At 71.8% G+C, this 16,935-nt stretch carries 12 protein-coding genes; 4 read left to right on the top strand and 8 right to left on the bottom strand.

Annotated features, from left to right (window positions below; translation table 11 throughout):
* Positions 1 to 190: 190 nt before the first annotated feature.
* Positions 191 to 1,234 (bottom strand): septum formation family protein, encoded by a 1,044-nt coding sequence (locus tag MXD62_RS38880; RefSeq protein ID WP_248831899.1) that lies wholly within the window; start codon positions 1,232 to 1,234, stop codon positions 191 to 193.
* Positions 1,235 to 1,377: 143 nt separating this feature from the next.
* Positions 1,378 to 2,637 (bottom strand): septum formation family protein, encoded by a 1,260-nt coding sequence (locus tag MXD62_RS25030; RefSeq protein ID WP_248831898.1) that lies wholly within the window; start codon positions 2,635 to 2,637, stop codon positions 1,378 to 1,380.
* A gap of 427 nt (positions 2,638 to 3,064) precedes the next feature.
* On the opposite strand from MXD62_RS25030, the gene MXD62_RS25025 reads away from it, so the two are divergent.
* Positions 3,065 to 4,075 (top strand): hypothetical protein, encoded by a 1,011-nt coding sequence (locus MXD62_RS25025; protein ID WP_248831897.1) that lies wholly within the window; start codon positions 3,065 to 3,067, stop codon positions 4,073 to 4,075.
* A 364-nt stretch (positions 4,076 to 4,439) separates the two neighbouring features.
* Here MXD62_RS25025 and MXD62_RS25020 read toward each other — a convergent pair whose 3' ends face one another.
* Positions 4,440 to 5,294: a septum formation family protein gene (locus MXD62_RS25020; protein ID WP_248831896.1), complete on the bottom strand. Its 855-nt coding sequence runs from the start codon at positions 5,292 to 5,294 to the stop codon at positions 4,440 to 4,442.
* Between the two features lie 423 nt (positions 5,295 to 5,717).
* A complete protein-coding gene (locus MXD62_RS25015) occupies positions 5,718 to 7,022 on the bottom strand; it encodes an acyltransferase (RefSeq protein WP_248831895.1) in 1,305 nt (434 codons plus the stop codon).
* Positions 7,023 to 7,417: 395 nt separating this feature from the next.
* On the opposite strand from MXD62_RS25015, the gene dnaN reads away from it, so the two are divergent.
* Complete coding sequence (gene dnaN, locus MXD62_RS25010) at positions 7,418 to 8,638, top strand: DNA polymerase III subunit beta (RefSeq protein ID WP_248831894.1); 1,221 nt, start codon at positions 7,418 to 7,420, stop codon at positions 8,636 to 8,638.
* 37 nt (positions 8,639 to 8,675) lie between these two features.
* Here dnaN and MXD62_RS25005 read toward each other — a convergent pair whose 3' ends face one another.
* The 4 genes from MXD62_RS25005 to MXD62_RS24990 form a co-directional block, all read right to left on the bottom strand.
* On the bottom strand, positions 8,676 to 9,479 hold the full coding sequence (locus MXD62_RS25005; RefSeq protein ID WP_248831893.1) for a DUF3105 domain-containing protein: 804 nt from the start codon (positions 9,477 to 9,479) through the stop codon (positions 8,676 to 8,678).
* 323 nt (positions 9,480 to 9,802) lie between these two features.
* On the bottom strand, positions 9,803 to 11,362 hold the full coding sequence (locus tag MXD62_RS25000) for a coenzyme F420-0:L-glutamate ligase (protein ID WP_248831892.1): 1,560 nt from the start codon (positions 11,360 to 11,362) through the stop codon (positions 9,803 to 9,805).
* A gap of 22 nt (positions 11,363 to 11,384) precedes the next feature.
* Positions 11,385 to 12,467 (bottom strand): 2-phospho-L-lactate transferase, encoded by a 1,083-nt coding sequence (gene cofD / locus MXD62_RS24995; protein ID WP_248831891.1) that lies wholly within the window; start codon positions 12,465 to 12,467, stop codon positions 11,385 to 11,387.
* Between the two features lie 120 nt (positions 12,468 to 12,587).
* Positions 12,588 to 13,172 carry a TetR/AcrR family transcriptional regulator gene (locus MXD62_RS24990; protein WP_071064544.1) on the bottom strand — a complete coding sequence of 195 codons (585 nt, stop codon included), beginning with the start codon at positions 13,170 to 13,172 and terminating at the stop codon, positions 12,588 to 12,590.
* 334 nt (positions 13,173 to 13,506) lie between these two features.
* Between MXD62_RS24990 and MXD62_RS24985 the strand changes: the two genes are divergently transcribed.
* Positions 13,507 to 13,788: a hypothetical protein gene (locus MXD62_RS24985; protein WP_248831890.1), complete on the top strand. Its 282-nt coding sequence runs from the start codon at positions 13,507 to 13,509 to the stop codon at positions 13,786 to 13,788.
* 88 nt (positions 13,789 to 13,876) lie between these two features.
* Positions 13,877 to 16,729 carry a bifunctional FO biosynthesis protein CofGH gene (locus tag MXD62_RS24980; protein ID WP_248831889.1) on the top strand — a complete coding sequence of 951 codons (2,853 nt, stop codon included), beginning with the start codon at positions 13,877 to 13,879 and terminating at the stop codon, positions 16,727 to 16,729.
* Positions 16,730 to 16,935 lie beyond the last annotated feature (206 nt).

The raw sequence follows: 16,935 nt of genomic DNA, 5'->3' as shown, positions 1-16,935 counted from the left end.
TAGCGCCTGGCCGTTCGCTGTTCATTGGCTGCCTTGGTCCTGGCATGCCGATAGCGCTCGATTATAGGGATTCCATGATGCGACCTACCGTAGTTGAACTGACGATCTACGATAACTGGCGTGTGGTTGCGCGAGACATTGAATCATTGCTCGTAGCTCTTGGCTTGGATGATTGAGGCGGTCGCAGCGTTCAGGCAACCGGAGCGGTCATGGTTCCGGTGACGGTCATGGGAGAGCCGGTCTTGTCGGCGAATCCGACGAAACAGGTGGTGCGGCGACTCCCCGCGCGCCAGCTTTCCGGGGCGATGAGATTGAACCGCGGCTCCACGAGCGCGCCGCCGAAATGGCCGATCGCCAGGTATGGATCGGCGAGGTTGTCGCACCGCGTTCCGAGCTGCTCGTTGAGCCATGCGTCGGACGGCACCGCGCCGTCCGGGGTCTCCGGCGCGCTCACCACTCCTATGCTCTGTACGTGGTGGGGGGTGTCGCAGGGAGCCTCGACGAACCCGTCCTCGCCGGCATCGGGAAGGCAGGTTCCGGCGGCGTGCGTCACGGACGGGTCGGCGCCGCGGGCGCTGCCTTCGAACGGGCGGAACGCGGGCGGATCAAATTCGATCATGCCGGCGGTGATGCCACAGGTGACCGTGCGTTGGCCGATATTCCAGCCGGGTTCCTGAGGCCGGATCAGACCGGCGGAGAAGCGCCCGGTGGGGTCGAGCGGGTGGCCCAGAAATTTCTCGATCATGGGTAGGCAGTACTTCTCAGTGACGGCGTCCCACTCCTCGGGAGTGGGATAGGCACCGGCGCTCGGGTGATCCGACCGGATATTGATGTCGCCGACCGCCTCGAAGTAGTGGACACCCGCGCAGGGAACGTCCTGGGTTGAGGTCGAGTCGACATGCTGTTGCCAGGAGTAGCACCGGCCGGGCTGGTAGTGCTGCTGCGGGAACTCGACGACGGCGTCGGCGTTCGGGGATGCCGTCGTCGACGGCCCGACCGGGGCGATGGTTGCTGATGCGGCCTGCTCTGCCTCGGCGGCCTCACGGTCCGCGGTACGGTTTCCGAGGACCACGACAAGCCCGCAGATCACGGCGCCGAGGAGAACGACGTTGATCGCGATGGTGGTGAGGTGATCGCGCCACTCGGCGGCCCGCGGCCGTCGGAGCCGCCGGATGAACCGGGCCGCTCGGTTGGCCACCGAGGTGAACCTGCTGCGGTTGTTGCTTCCGGGCACGCCGGCTACTCCTTTGCGCACACAGGATCAGAATGCGTCGCGACTGGTCGCGGACGTCCGCAGCAGGCCCAGAGGCTCAGGCCAACGTCTGCGCGATGCGATGAACCGGCTACTGATGGGTGCGTGGCCGGCCCGTCACACGTCTACGTGGTGAACGTCCCCGAGTGGTCCGTGGGGCTGAGGGGGCCGGTCGTCTCGAGTCTGTTGCCTGCCTGGTCGACGAGGCTGACCGTGCAGGTGGTGGATCGTGTTCCCGCATTCCAGCTCTCGGGGCGGATCAGATGCCATCCGGTCTGCACGGTTGCCCCGTCGACGCCCTGGGTGCGGTAGGGGGCGACCTGGGGCGCGCACGCGGCTTCCACAAGGTCTTCGAGTACTTCGGACGAGGGCGGGGCGCCGTCGGCGGTGTCGGGCAGGGTGATCGTGCCGACCGTCTGCGCGTGGTGCGGCTCCTGGCATGAGACCTGCTCCTGGCTGTCGTCGGCCGCGTCGCGGAAGCAGGTACCCGGTTGGTAGGTCATGGCCTGGTCCGCGCCTCGAACGCCGCCGGAGAAGGTGCTCATGAGCCATGGCGTGTCGCGGGGGGCGTCGCTCCGAATGATCAGTCCGCAGACGACGTCTCTGTCGCCGGTCTCCCATTCCGGTCGTTGCGGATGGATGGTGCTTGCCGCGTAGCGCCCGAATGGGTCGACCGGGTGGCCGAGATACTGATCGGCCGGCGGGCCGCAATGACGTGCTCCGATATCATCCCATTGGGACCCCGACGGGTACGGGGCGTCCCGTGGGTAGGCGGGGCTCAGGTCGAGTGGACCGACCGCTTCGAAAAGGTGTGGTTCGGCGCAGGGAACGTCGTCGACGGGGACGTCCGTGTTCACCTGGGGCCAGCTGTAGCAACGCCCGGACTTCCAGTCCCACCGGCGTAGGTCCGGACTGTGGTCGTCGTACGCGTCGGGGCCGCCGGCCGGATCGCCGGGGGCGGAGCCGGGCGCGTCGGCGGACACGGTGGTCGGCGGCGCATCGTTGATCTTCGACATGACGAACGGGTAGACCACGCTGCCAAGCAGGACGAGACTGATCAGTGCCAGGACGATCCGGCCGCGCGACCCTGTTCGGGGCGCGGCGTCCGGAAACGGCCGGGTGGACCGCAGCCGTGACCGCCGGGCTCGTGGATGCGGTCGCCAGGCGGTCCTGCCGTCCTCGACCGGTCCGAAGCGCGCGATGGCGGCCCGGGTGCGGGCGGGTGCCTCGTATCTGGTGGCCCCGGCGACGAAGCTCTCGTCGAGGACGAGACCGGCGAACGGGTCCGGCTGGTCGATGTCGTTCTTGCGGCGGTCGCCGCCGTCGCTGCTGCGGTTGTCGCTGTCGTCGTTCTTCGGCGCGGGCGGCGCGCTGTCCCCGGGCATGCCGGCGTCTCCTCGGGAGCTGGGATTTTCGGTGGTTTCGCGATCAGAGGAGCTGGGGGCGTCGCGACTGGTGGCCGACGACCGCAACAACCACCGTCGTCCAGATCGGCTGATGCCCAACGCGATGATCTGAGTACTGGCGGCCGTGCAGCCGACCATATTAGGGCAGGGTGCGAAGAAGTCCCCCGCGGGTCCGCTCCGCGGTCCAGGCGCTGTGGGGTGGATGGTCTGCTTTCTCTTTGCTTGGACAAGAGTTGAGAGTGTCCGGGGCCCAAAGACCCCTGCTCTCGGCTATCCGAGAGCCTGTGCTGGAACAGCACCGACTATTCTGCTGAGCTTTCCGTCCTCTTCGTGCGGATCACCGCTGGAAGCCGGAAGCCACCGTTCACGGCGTAGCTGACCAGGTGATTCCTGGTACGGAGAAAGGGTGCTGGTGCAGGTGTTCTCCTTCGGCGCGTCCCCGCTACGGGCCGATTCGCTCGCGCAACGTTCGCCCAGATCGTGCTCGTCCACTCCTCGCCGGCTCGGCCGAGGTCGTGCCGGGCTCATCGCCGCCGGGCTCGGGCTTGCCGGGCTCGCGTTGAGCGGCTGTCAGCCCGCGTCGGGTGGCCCCGGTGGCCCGGCGCAGACCAGCGCACCGCCAGTCACGGCGACTCCGGAGACACCGACTCCGACCGCGCCACCCGCCACGGCGACCCCGACCCCCGGGGATCCCGAGCCCACACCGAGTGCCGACTCCACCTCGACACCCACACCGCCGGCGGACGAACGTCTCAGCCCGATGGGAATGATCACCCCGGTCCAGGAGCGCGAGGGTGAACCGGTATCAGTTCACATCGCTCTCAGCATGGTCGGGTCGCGCCGTCCGACCATGTCCGGGACGGTCGAGATCGTCATCAACGACACCCTCCGCAACACCGTGACGTTGAAGCCCGGCCCCGGCTCCGCCACGGGCGAATGGGTGGTCCGGCTCGAACCCGGAGTCCAGCGCATGTCCGCCACCTACAGCGGCAACGAGTTCTACCAGCCGATCAGCTTCAAGGGCGGGACGACGATCCAGAACGGCCGGATCGAGGTCACGCCACCGGACCGGATCGTGGCCGGTCAGCCCTACACCGTCCGGGTGAGGATCGTCCCGATCAACGGAGCCACCGGAACGCCGGCCGGCACAGTGGTCATCTCCCACGGATTCTGGCCCGACCAGGCAACAGTGACCCTGGACGAGACCGGAAGCGCCTCCGCCACCATCACGGCGTCGTTCCCCTCGGGAAACGTGCCATCCGCGCTCATGATGTACGTCGAGTACAAGGGTGACGGCACCTTCCTACCGACCACCTGGACCGCCGTGCCCGCCATTCCGTACTCACTGCCGGACGCCGACCCGGCCGAAGGGCCGCAGCCAGCCTCGACGGCTACGACGGCCGCCAGCGGGGCCTGAGCGGGCAGCGGGTCGGTGAGGCCTGCGGTCCCGGGGTCGGCGGTCAGCACGTAGTCCTCGAGGCGGAGCGGTTTCGCCGTCGCCGTCGCTGACGGCCTGGGTGAGCTCGTGATATCCGCGCCGCCCGGGGTCGCGTCGGCCTCGGAGCCCGATCCACAACCGGCGAGGAGCGGGAGCGTCGCCGCGAGGAGGACGGATCCGGCGAGGCCGCCGATCCGCGTTCGGCGACAGCCCGATGTAGCCATGAAAAGTCTTTCAGTTTTCGGCGTCTCATCCGGAGGTGATTCGCGACGCTGGACAGATGCGCCGCCGGGGCTGGCCCGCCACGGGACCGCGCCGGCTGAAAAGGACGTGAGCTCCGTCGTCACGTCCGCGCCTGATCGGCTCCGCGGACCTGCCCTTCCAGGTCGGGCACCTCGTTCGGCGTCTCGGGTGCGGGGCGGAGCGACAGGCCGCAGACGATGTCCCGCTCGCCGGCGTTCCACTCGGGTTCCCCGGGGTGCAGGATGTTCATGGCGAAGCGCCCGGACGGGTCGAGCCCGTAGCCGAGATACGCGGTGACGAGCGGTTCGCAGTGCCATTCGCCGAGCGCGTACCACTCCGCGGGTGACGGGTACGGCTCCCCGCCGGGGTACGTGGATTCGACGTCGAGCGGGCCGACCACCTCGAACAGATGCCGACCGGCGCAGGGGACGTCGTCGACCGCGCTCCCGGCGTCCCGCTGGAGCCAGGTGTAACAGTGGCCGGCCGTCCAGTCCCGCCGGTGGAGATCCGGCAGGGATTCGGCGGCGGCGTCGCGGCCGGGATCATTCCCGGCCGCGGGCGGCGGGCCCGCCGAGAGTGTGGTGGACGGTGGACTGTCGCCGGCCGAGGCCACGAACCCGTAGACGGTGGTCACGAACAGGACGGCGCTGAGCAGCGCCAGTACGATCCGCGCCCGGGACCGCGGCGGGGGCGAGAACTCTGGGAACGGCCGGAACATCCGCCCGTGGGCCAGCGGCTGACCGGAGGTACCACCAGCCCGCCTCGGCCGGCCGGCGCCGGACGAGCACCAGGGCGTCGAACCGTCCTCGAGCGGCCCGAAGCGGGCGAGGGCGGCTCTCGTCCGGGCCGGGGCCTCGTAGCGGGTGGCTCCGGCGATGAAGGCCTCGTCGAGGACCAGATCGGCGAACGGATCGGGTCTGCCGTCTTTCGGTATGTATGCGCTGTTTCCGGGCACGCCGACTGCCCCCTCGGGCACGCAGGATCAGGACGCGTCGCGAGTGGTCGCCGACGTCCGCGACAGCCGACGGTCGGTAGATCAATATGCGCGCAACGCGATGATCCGGACACCGAGGGATGTGCAGCCGGCCATATTAGGGCAAGCTGTGAAGAAGTTGTCACCTGGGTCGGGTCGGCGGCGTGCCGAAAAACCCGGTCGCTGGAGCGCCGTGACGGAAGGCGATGGCGTGCCGCGCGCGCCCGCTCCGTCCTGCCACGTCAGGGTTCCGGGGCCTGAATGAAAACCAGCCGGCCGCGGGCGACGTCGTTACTGACAGTCGTCACCCACGGCCGGCTGGCCTAGGTCCACCTGGCTGCTGTTCACCTGGCGCGCCGCCGGCTGGCGCGCGGCCGGCGGTGGCTCAGGAGCGGCGGTAGTGCTTCAGGAGCGCAGGCGCCGCGCCGGCTCGGGCTCCCCGTTCACCGTGAGGGGCTGGGTGGTGGCGAGCAGCGGTTCGGTGGACGGCGCGACGATCGGCGTCCGAGCGCGCCGCGGCGCGGTGCCGCGGGCGTTCACCCACGCCGGCCGGCGGCGCTGCACGGGCCGCTCGACGAAGTAGTAGGACGCCGACGCCAGCCCGAGGCTGACGACGAGCGCGGCCCCGGCTGATGGGACGCGGCCGAACCGGGGGACGAGCGAGTCGTTGGCGACCCCGGTGACGGGGAAGTGCCACAGGTACAGGCTGTACGAGATCCGCCCGACCCAGGCGGCTGGACGGGCGCTGAGCACCCGGTCGTACCAGCCGGGCCGGTGCTGGTCGGCCCCCAGGACCGCGACCGCGGCGAGGACGGCGACGAGCAGGTAGCCGCCGCGGGCCATCCAGTTCGGGTCGCCTTTGAGGCCGGGGCCGGTGAAGAAGAGGATCACCAGGCCCAGTAGGCCCACCGGGCCGAACGACGCGGCGCGGGCCAGGAGCTGTGCGGTGCGGCCCGTGGCACGGGAAAGGTCGCCGTCCAGGACGCGGCTGCCCGCCGACGACCGCAGCGCCTCATAACGCCAGGTGGCGAGCAGGCAGCCGACGAGCAGCGAGTCGCAGCGGGTGTCCGGCGCGTAGTAGATGCGGAAGTTCGCCACGCCGCTGCCGATCAGGATCTCCCGCCAGATCAACACCAGGATCACGGCGCTGATGAGGATCTCCGGCAGGCGCCGCCGCCAGCGCTCGCTGCGGCAGATCAGTACCAGGGCGATCGGCCAGAGCAGGTAGAACTGCTCCTCGAGGGAGAGTGTCCACACGTGCCCGAACCATGCGCCGCTGTCCGGAGGATTCAGTGTGCGCTGGATGTTGGCGACGTAGAAGACCGCGGCGAGACCGTTGCGTAGGAACTGCCACTGGTCGTCGGTGTCCTTGACGAGAAGGACGAGCGGAATGCCGGCTGCTACAAAGATGTAGAAGGCGGGAAGGAGCCGGAAACCACGGCGGGCCCAGAAGGCGCGCAGCGAGATCCAGCCCTCCCGGTCGCGCTCGGCCAGCAGCAGGCCCGTGATGAGGAACCCGCTGAGTACCAGGAAGAGATCGACGCCCAGGTAGCCGCCCGGCACCAGGTCCATGTGGTGGAAGAGCACCGTCAGGACGGCCAGGGCACGCAGTCCGTCGAGCGCCGGGTTATGGCCGCCGATGGTTGCTCGTCGAACCTTCCGTGCCGGCGGCGCCGGTTCGCGGCTCGCATCTTCGGTCAGCTTATCCACGATGGTTCCCCCCACAGGTCCCAGTAGTACGGGTAGCACTGACTGGAAACGATAGACGGGTCTTTTTCGATCAGTGGTGCCCACCTCGCCGGGGGTACCGGAAGGTGCTGCGCAATAGCCGGCGCAATGTCGTCGCAGATAACCTGGTCCGCCGCGTGCGCGAACCGAGTCGTGACACGCCATGCGAGCCGTCGAGCCCTCGGCGCGTCGAGCCGGCGGGGTGGCGGCACGTCGAGCCGGCGGGGTGGCGGGGCGGCGGTGGCCGGCACCCGGCCCGCCCGCGTCCCCGGGATGTCGCATCAACCGCCCTGGTGACAGGCCTGCCGCGCCGCCGCGAGCGGTGGGTGGTCTGCGGAATGCGGAGATTCGGCGTTGTCCGGCGCGACAATCCCTGCATGAGGTTCAGCGTGGAACGCGACGTACTCGCCGACGCGACGGGCTGGGCCGCCCGGTACGTGCCGAAGCCCACCGCCGGCGCCCAGCAGGTGCTGACGGGCCTGCTGCTGGAAGCCACCATGCCGACCCCGGACCAGGCCCCGGACCAGGCCGGGGATCAGGCCGGGGATCAGACCCAGGCGCGGGGCCGGGCGCCGGGCCCGGCGCTCACCGTCTCCGCGTTCGACTCCGAGGTCGCCGCGCGGGCCCCTGTCGAGGCCGTCGTCACCGAGCCCGGCCGGGTCGTCGTGCCCGGGCGGCTGCTGGCGGACGTCGTGCGCAACCTGCCCGACGCGCCGGTGGTCGTCGAGGCCACTGAGACCAGGGTGATCATCGAGTGCGGGGCGGCCCGGTTCCGCATCCCGGCGCTCGCCGCCGAGGACTACCCGGTGCTGCCCGCGTTCCCGCCGCCGGTCGGCGAGGTGGACACGCTCGGCTTCGCCGCGGCGGTCGCGCAGGTGGCCCCGGCCGCCGGCCGGGACGACGCGCTGCCGGTGCTCACCGCCGTCCGGCTCGAGATCGCCCGGGGCGGGCTGACGATGGTCGCCACCGACCGGTACCGGCTCGCCGTCCGGACGATCCCGTGGCAGCCCACCGTCGACGAGCCGGACGCGGTCGCGCACGTGCCGGCCCGGCTGCTCGCCGACATGGCGAAGCTGCCGACCACCGCGTCCCGGGTCGCGCTCGGGATGGGCGTCGACGAGGCCGGGGTCCTGCGCTTCGGGCTGTCCGTGAATGGCCGGCAGACGATCGTCCGACTGCTGGAGGGAAGCTTCCCGAACTACCGCCGGCTGCTGCCGGAGACGTCGGAGCTCACCGTCACGGCGCCGACGGCGGTGCTCGCGGCGGCCGTCCGCCGGGTCGCGCTGGTGGCGACGCGCACGGCGCCGCTGCGGTTCACGTTCTCCGCCGGCCAGGTCGTGGCCGAGGCGGGGGACGGCGGGGGTGCCCAGGCGTCCGAGCTGGTGCCGGTGGAGTACGACGGCCCGGAGTTGTCGGTGCTGTTCAACCCCGCGTTCCTGCTGGACGGCCTGGCGGCGGTCGAGGGCGACGAGGCCATCATCGGGTTCGCCACCGCCGACCCGGAGATCGCCTCGAGCAAGCCGGCGGTCCTCACCGGCAAGGACGACGGTGAGGACTACCGCTACCTGCTCATGCCGATCCGCACCGGCACCGCCTGACCGCTCCGGCGCGCCCCCGAGCGCGCCGGAGCACCGCTCAGGGCGCGGTCGGGGCCTGGGTCATCGTGCCGGCGCCGGGAACCACCCCGCCGGCGGCCGCGGCCGCCGGGTCGATCGGGCCGTCCTCGGTGACGTTCAGAGTCCCACCCGCGGCCCCGGATTCCGCCGCGGTCGGCGAGTCCCAGGTCACGCCGTCGAGCGGCGGGTTCGCCCACTTCTTGACGAACTCCTTCACCACGTCGGCGGAGACGGTGCCGCAGCGCTGGGTGCGGTCCCAGCCGGTCAGCACGAAGTGCTGGTCGCCCGCGAAGTCGTTGCGCGTCCACGGCACCGCGATGAAGCGGTTCCCGGCGTCGGCCGCGACCGTGCGCAGCTTCTCGACCTGGTCGGTGGGCAGCTTCGCGTCGTACCAGCCGACCACGAAGCCGTGCTCCAGGTTGTGTACCGCCCGCTCGACGCGGATGCCCGAGTCCGGGTTGTAGAACCGGATGGCGTCGGGCAGCGGGTCGGACTCGTGGTTGCCCGACGACGGCGGGGAGTCCTTGTACTCGACCGTGTCGGTGGCTCCCACATGCTGGTTGCCGTACGACTGGTCGTTGCGGATCCCGGTGCAGTTCGCGGTGACCGCGGCCGGGGAGGCGGCGGCGACGTAGCCGACGCTGCGCTCCTTGTTCTTCGACCGATTGTCGAAGACGCTGTAGACGATGATCCCGGCAAGGAGGGCGAGCGCGACGAAGCCGGAGGTGCCGTAGATCAGCAGTGCCCGCCGGCGCTCCTTCCGCTTCTGCTCGCGGCGGAGCTCCTCCAGGCGGGCGTTACGCGCGACGCTCTTCTTCCCCACGGGGCCCGATCCTACGAAGTGTCGAACACGCCTGAGCCGCCGCGGTCCGCCCGACCCGCCGCCGACCGCCACTATCGGCGAGATCGGGGCCTGTCCGCCGACAGGCGGAGATCGCGCGAACCGGACGTCCTATGAACCGGACGGTAGCCGTACGTAGTTCAACATGACCATTAAGTGAATGCCATCGTAGCCTTCCGGCCGGCGAGCGGAAGACCCCCGCGCCGTTGACCACGGCCCCAGCCGCTCCGCGCCGGCGGACGCCGGCGGACGCCGGCGGACGCCGGTGGACGTCGGCGCGGTCGTACCGCGACGCCGGCCCCGGCTCAGCGCTCCACGACGAACGCCGCGATGTCACGGGCCGGCCGCGGGTGCGCCGGTGCGGCCGGGTGCCCCACACCCACGACGCCCATCGGCGTCCAGGTGCGCGGCAGGTCCAGCGTGTCGGTCACGACCTCCCCGCAGAACAGCGCGGACGACACCCAGCACGAGCCCAGGCCCTCGGCCGCGAGCGCGACCAGCAGGTTCTGCACGGCGGCGCCGAGCGCCACGGTGAACATCCGCTCCTCGGCCCGCACCCGACGCTCGTCCGGGTAGGGATGCGCGCCGTCGGTCACCATCATCGGGACGATCAGCACCGGCGCCCGGCGCAGCACGTCGCCGCGGCGCAGCCGCCTGCTCACCGAGTCCTCGTCGAACCCGTCGCGGCGCAGGTCGTCCGTCCAGGCCATCGCCATCGCGTCGAGCAGGGCGTGCCGGCGCGCCTCGACCAGCACGAACCGCCACGGAGTGGTGTGGTGCGGGGCGGGCGCGGTGATCGCCGCGGCGATCGCCTGGTGCACCGCCGCCGGGTCGACCGGGAGGTCGGCGAACTCCCGCACCGTGCGCCGCGCGAACGGGGCCGAGCGGCGTGCCTCGACCGTGCCGAGCTGGAACATGTCCTCGTCCCAGGGCCGCAGCAGCGTGCGTGACCCGCTCCCGTCGTCGGGCCGGCGCGCGAACCCGCGGACGATCGCCACCGGCGTGGCGCCGAGCTTGCCCTTCACCAGGTCCGCCGCGCCGGCCAGCTCGTCGGCCTCGGCGATCTCGGTCATCCCGAGCTCGTTGCCGTAGGAGTCGACGTCGCCGATGTGGCTGCGCAGCGCCGCCATCCCGGCGACGCCGATCGCCATGTCGGTCAGCCCGCGCCGCCAGGGCCGCCCGGCCGTGTCGCTGATGATCACCGCGACGTCGACGCCGAGCCGGTCGCGCAGGCCGTCCCGCAGCGTGCGGGCACTGGCATCGGGGTCGACCGGTAGCAGCGCGATCGAGTCCTTCGCGATGTTGGACGCGTCCACCCCCGCGCTCGCCAGCACGAGGCCGTGGTGCGTCTCGACGATGCGGGTCGGGCCGCGGCGCGCGACCTCGCGCACGGACTCGGCGTCGATGGCGGCCTGGCGCGTGGCCTCTCTGTCGCCTTCGATCTGAATCAGCCGGTCCTCGGCCTTCGACACAATCTTGGACGTCACGACGAGGACGTCACCGTCACGCAGCCCGGGGCCGCCTCCGGGCCCGGCGCCCGTGGCCGCGGCCGCGGCGATCAGCGCGGCGAGGTCGTCGCCCGGCCGCACCTCGCCGATCCCGCCCAGCGGCAGAATCCGCAGCTCCCGCTCCGCCAGCGGCTCCTCGCCGACCTGCTCCGCCGCGCCCGTGCCCACCTGCTCGTCGGACTTCTCGAAGTTCTCGAACTTCTCAGACTTCTCAGTCTGCTCGGCCGGCAGCGCGTCCTCCGCCGCCGGAGGTTCCCCGACCGGGGCTTCGCCGCCGACCGGGGGCGGGCCTTCCACCTCGGGCGCGGCGACGCCCGGGAACGACGCCTCCGCGGGTTCCGGTCCGTCCTTCGTCATGGATGTCCCCACCGGGGACAGGTCAGACACCGGCGAGCTCCAGCGCCGCCTCCACGATCGCCACAGTGGCCTCCAGATCGGTCATGAGAAGCGGTACGGCTTTCACGGTAGCTCCGGGTACGGCGTCGGGGTCCGTCGCGATCGCCGCGTCCACGACGTCCACCAGCCACCCGTCCAGCAGACCGTGACCAAGCTCTTCGGTCGTTCCCCCGGAGGTGGCACCGCCGGCGCCTGCCTGCTCCGCCGACGAACCCGCCTCCCGCGACGGGGCGGCCACGCCGTCGGCCGCGCCGGGGGGCCGGCCGGTCCGGTGCCGGCCGCCGTAGTGCGCGCCGACCGCGCGCGCCGACGTCTCGACACCGATCGCCTTCAGGCACGCGTCGGCCATCCCGCGGACCGCCGACCCCCCGATGATCGGTGAGACACCGATGACCGGGGCCAGGGTGACCCGCAGCGCGTCCGAGACACCCGGCACCGACAGGATCGTCCCGATCGAGACCACCGGGTTGGACGGCCCGATCAGCACGACGTCGGCGTCCGCGATCGCGTCCAGCACACCCGGCGCCGGCTTCGACTCGGCGGCACCGACGGACAGGATCGCCTCGGCGGGCACCTGCGCCCGCATCCGCAGCCACCACTCCTGGAAGTGGACGGCCCGACGTCCCTCGTCATCAGTGATGATCACATGGGTCTCGACCCGGTCGTTCGACATCGGCAGCAGGCGCACCCCCGGCTTCCACCGGTCGCACAGCGCCGTCACGACGTCGGAGAGCGGGTAACCGGCCTCGATCATCTGGGTGCGGACGAGGTGGGTGGCGAGATCGCGGTCGCCGAGCCCGAACCAGCTCGGACCCACCCCGTAGGCCGCCAGCTCGGCCGAGACGACGAACGTCTCGTCCTCCCGGCCCCAGCCGCGCTCGGCCGAGATCCCGCCGCCCAGGGTGTACATCACGGTGTCCAGGTCTGGGCAGATGCGCAGGCCGTGCAGCGTGATGTCATCACCCGTGTTGCCGATCACGGTGATCTCGGCGTCGGGGCGGGCAGCCCGAACACCCTGCAGAAAACGCGCGCCGCCGATGCCGCCGGCCAATGCGGTGACCTTCACGTCGCATCATCCTGGCACCCGCACCACCCCGACACCCCGGCACCCCGCCCGGCAACCCCGGGCCTCGCGGGCACCGACTCGGCGGCCGGGGCCCCCGGCCCCGCCCTCGGATGTCGTGGTTCAGCTGGTGGTGGTGACCTCGGTGGCCGGAGCGTTCGGGGAGTGTTCGACCGCGGCGAGTGACGCCAGCAGGTAGCGGACGAGATGGCTGGTGGGCCGGCTCGGCGCCGGGTTGGCCAGGCCGCCCTCGATCGTGGCGACCACGGCGTCGGCGGCGATCTCGTGGTCGGGCTGGGGGACCAGGTCGGCCACGGCGCTCAGCGCCAGGCCGTGCAGCCACTCGTGCAGCCGCTCGTGGTACTCCATGATCGGCGGGGCGTGCGGGGCGCGCTCGGCGACGCAGGGGTGCAGCGTGCGGCGTCGCTCGACCGAGTCCAGCGCGGCGAAGAGCTTCTGTGCCGCCTCGCCGGGCAGCTCCGCGATGCGGTCCACCTCGCCGTCGAGCAGGCGGTTCAGGACGGCGGCGAACGCGTGGTCCTTGGACCGGAAGTACCAGTACACCGAGCCGGGCTCGATGCCGGCGGCGCGGGCGATCTCGGCGATGGAGGTACCGGCGAACCCGCGGGCGAGGAACTGCTGCTCGGCGACCGCGAGCAGCGCGTCGATCCGTTCCTCGCGCGGGACCTCCTGGCGGTTGCGTGGCACCTGATCAGCGTAACGACCCTGGCGGGGGGCAGGAGGGGATTGTCCGGTACCCGTGTCGCCCCGCCCGCTCCGTCCACATCGCTCCCCGCCTCGCCGTGCCGCCCTTCTTGCGTCGATACGCGGTCGTGTCGTTGCTCTGAGTTACGCCCGTCCCGGCGTGCCGCCGGGCGCCGGGGCGTGACGTGCTCGGCGGCGGGATGCGGCTCCCGTGTCGCGGGGAGGGGACGGACGGTAGTCGGGCGTGACGATCCGCGCCGGTAGGAGCCATCTCTTGATTCTGGTTAGAGAGAGCTGTGAGATGGACCTAGCTCTCCACGTCGCTGGAAGGACCGCCATGTCCGCGATCAGGACCCCCCGGACTACCAGGAGCCCCCGCACGACCAAGAGCCTCGAAGCCCTCTCCGCCACCCTCAACCGAGCCCTCGCCGGGGCCCGCGCGCCACAGGTCGCGGCCGCCCGGCACGCGGACCTGCGCGGCGGCGCGTCCGCGCCGGGAGCCGCGCGAACCGACACGCTGGCCGCCCGCAGGCGGACGAACCTGCTCATCGGCACCCTCGAGCGGCTGCGGAACCCGGCGGCCGGCCCCCGGGCCACCCGCGGCACCGGCACAGTCTGACCCAGACCCGCGCCGACCCGCCCTGACGGCGACCCGGCCCCGCGGGACATCCACCTACGATCATCCATCGACTACCCAGGGTGAACGCATGACGAGTACGGCGGCGGTACCGGACGGATCACGACCCGGGCAGGCGGTGGCCCCGGAACAGGGGAGCCGGCACCGCCCGGAACCGCCGCCGTCCGCCGCAGCCATGCGCCGCGCCCTGCGCCGCGCGCGCGACGGCGTCACCCTGGACGTCACCGAGGCCGCGATCCTGCTCGCGGCGCGCGGCGAGGATCTCGCCGACCTGTGCGCCTCCGCGGCGCGCGTGCGTGACGCCGGGCTCGCCTCCCTGGGACGGCCCGGCGTCGTCACCTACTCGCCGAAGGTCTTCATCCCGCTCACCCGGCTGTGTCGGGACCGCTGCCACTACTGCACGTTCGCGACCGTCCCGCACCGGCTGCCCGCGCCCTACCTGACGGTGGACGAGGTGCTCGACATCGCCCGCGCGGGGGCGGCGGCGGGGTGCGCCGAGGCGCTGTTCACCCTCGGCGACCGCCCGGAGGACCGCTGGCCGGCCGCCCGGGAGTGGCTCGACGCCCACGGCTACGACTCGACGCTGGGCTACCTGCGCGCCGTCGCGATCGCGGTGCTGGAGGAGACCGGCCTGCTGCCGCATCTCAATCCCGGCGTGCTGAGCTGGTCGGAGCTCGCGCGGCTCAAGCCGGTCGCGCCGTCGATGGGCATGATGCTGGAGACGACCGCGACGCGGCTGTGGTCGACGCCCGGCGGCGCCCACTACGGCTCGCCCGACAAGGAGCCCGCCGTCCGGCTGCGGGTGCTGGCCGACGCCGGGCGGCTCTCCATCCCCTTCACGACCGGCCTGCTGCTCGGCATCGGCGAGACGGCCGTCGAGCGCGCCGAGACGATCTTCGCGCTGCGTGGGCTGGCCCGCGAGTACGGGTCCGTCCAGGAGGTCATCGTCCAGAACTTCCGGGCCAAGGATGACACCGCGATGCGCGGTGAGCCGGACGTCGGCGCCGAGGAGCTCGCGGCAGCCGTGGCGGTGACCCGCCTGGTGCTCGGCCCGCGGATGCGGGTGCAGGCGCCGCCGAACCTCGTCGACACCGCCGAGTGCGCGCTGCTGCTCTCCGCCGGCCTCGACGACTGGGGCGGTGTCTCGCCGGTGACTCCGGACCACGTCAACCCGGAGCGGCCCTGGCCTGATCTGGACGTCCTGCGGGAGGTGACCGAGGCGGCGGGCTTCACGCTGCGGCCGCGGCTGACCGTCCACCCGACACACCTGGACGAGCCGTGGATCGACCCGCGGCTGTCCGGGCACGTGGCGGCGCTGGCTGGTCCGGACGGGCTGCTCGCCGAGGACGCTCGGGCGGCGGGGCTGCCGTGGCAGGAGCCCGACGGCGGCCTGGGGAACAGCGGCCGCACCGACCTGCACACCGCGGTGGACACCGAGGGACGACACTCCGCCACCCGTTCCGACTTCGACTCCGTCTACGGCGACTGGGCCGGCCTGCGCGAGCAGGTGCGCGCCGCCGGCACCGGGGTGGACGGGATCTACGGCACAGGCACCCGGGCGGGCGCCGGTGCCGCGGAAGCCGTGGCACCCGCCGCGGGGGAGGAGACCACCGAGGACACGGCTCCGGCCGGCACGGTGGTCCCGGCCGGCACGGCGGCCGGTGGCGGCGTCCCGTCCGAGGACGGGTCCGAAGAGACCACAGCCACCACAGCCACCACAGCCACCACAGGAACCACCGGCGGCGCCCGCGGCGCGATCATCCGGGCGGAGCCGGAGGTGCTCGCGGCGCTGCGGCGGGCCAGCACCGACCCGGCCGGACTCACCGACGCCGAGGCGCTGACCCTGTTCGGGGCGACGGGCGCCGCGCTGGAAGAGCTGTGCGGCCTCGCCGACGCCCTGCGCGCCCAGACCGTGGGCGACGACGTGACCTACGTGGTGAACCGCAACATCAACTTCACCAACGTCTGCTACACCGGCTGCCGCTTCTGCGCCTTCGCCCAGCGCCGCGCGGACGCCGACGCCTACACGCTCTCCCTGGACGAGGTCGGCTCCCGCGCGCGGGACGCGTGGTCTGTCGGCGCGACGGAGGTCTGCGTCCAGGGCGGCATCCACCCGGACCTGCCGGGCACCGCCTACTTCGAGCTCGCCCGCGAGATCAAGAAGCAGGCGCCCGGGCTGCACCTGCACGCCTTCTCGCCGATGGAGGTGGCCAACGGGGTCGCCCGCACCGGGCTGTCGACGCTGGAGTGGCTCACGGCGGCCCGGGAGGCAGGGGTGGACACCATCCCCGGCACCGCCGCTGAGATCCTCGACGACGAGGTCCGCTGGGTGCTGACCAAGGGCAAGCTGCCCACCGCCGCCTGGGTCGAGGTGGTCACCACCGCGCACCGCGTCGGCCTGCGCTCCTCGGCGACGATGATGTACGGCCACGTGGACACCCCGGCGCACTGGGTGGCCCACCTGCGCCTGCTGCGCCGCATCCAGGAGGAGACGGGCGGGTTCACCGAGTTCGTCGCGCTGCCCTTCGTGCACCACAGCTCCCCGATCTATCTAGCCGGGGTTGCCCGACCGGGCCCCACCGTTCAGGAGAACCGGGCGGTGCACGCCATGGCCCGGATCCTGTTGCACGGAGCGATCGACAACATCCAGTGCTCGTGGGTGAAGCTCGGTACGGAGGGCTGCGTCCAGGTGCTCGCCGGTGGGGTCAACGACCTCGGAGGCACACTGATGGAGGAGACGATCAGCCGGATGGCGGGCTCGCAACACGGCTCACGGCGCTCCATAGCCGAGCTGGAGGAGGTCGCGCAGGCCGCGGGCCGTCCCGCTCGGCAACGGACCACTACATATGGCGTGGTCTCCGCGGAGCGTCTCGGTACCGCACGTGGTGACGCTGCGCGCACCATGCTGACTGTCGTGACCTGAGGGCTCGTCACAGCTCGTTTATGTGGTGACGGTCTGTGACCGGTGTCTCGGTGGCCTGCTGCCGGCGCTGGTGATCGGTGTAGGTTCGGGTGAGATGTCCGAGAATCTCGGCGTCCGGTATGGGGCGTTCATCCGATCCTGTGCGACCGGAGAGCCCCCGGTTCGTCCGCCCGATCGTCACTCTCCGTATTGGTGGGTGCGACCAC

The sequence above is a fragment of the Frankia sp. Mgl5 genome (genome assembly GCF_023242985.1).
Taxonomy (GTDB): Bacteria; Actinomycetota; Actinomycetes; order Frankiales; family Frankiaceae; genus Parafrankia; species Parafrankia soli.
Note: the sequence above shows the minus strand (reverse complement) of the source record. Positions and strands in the feature narration are given on the sequence as shown.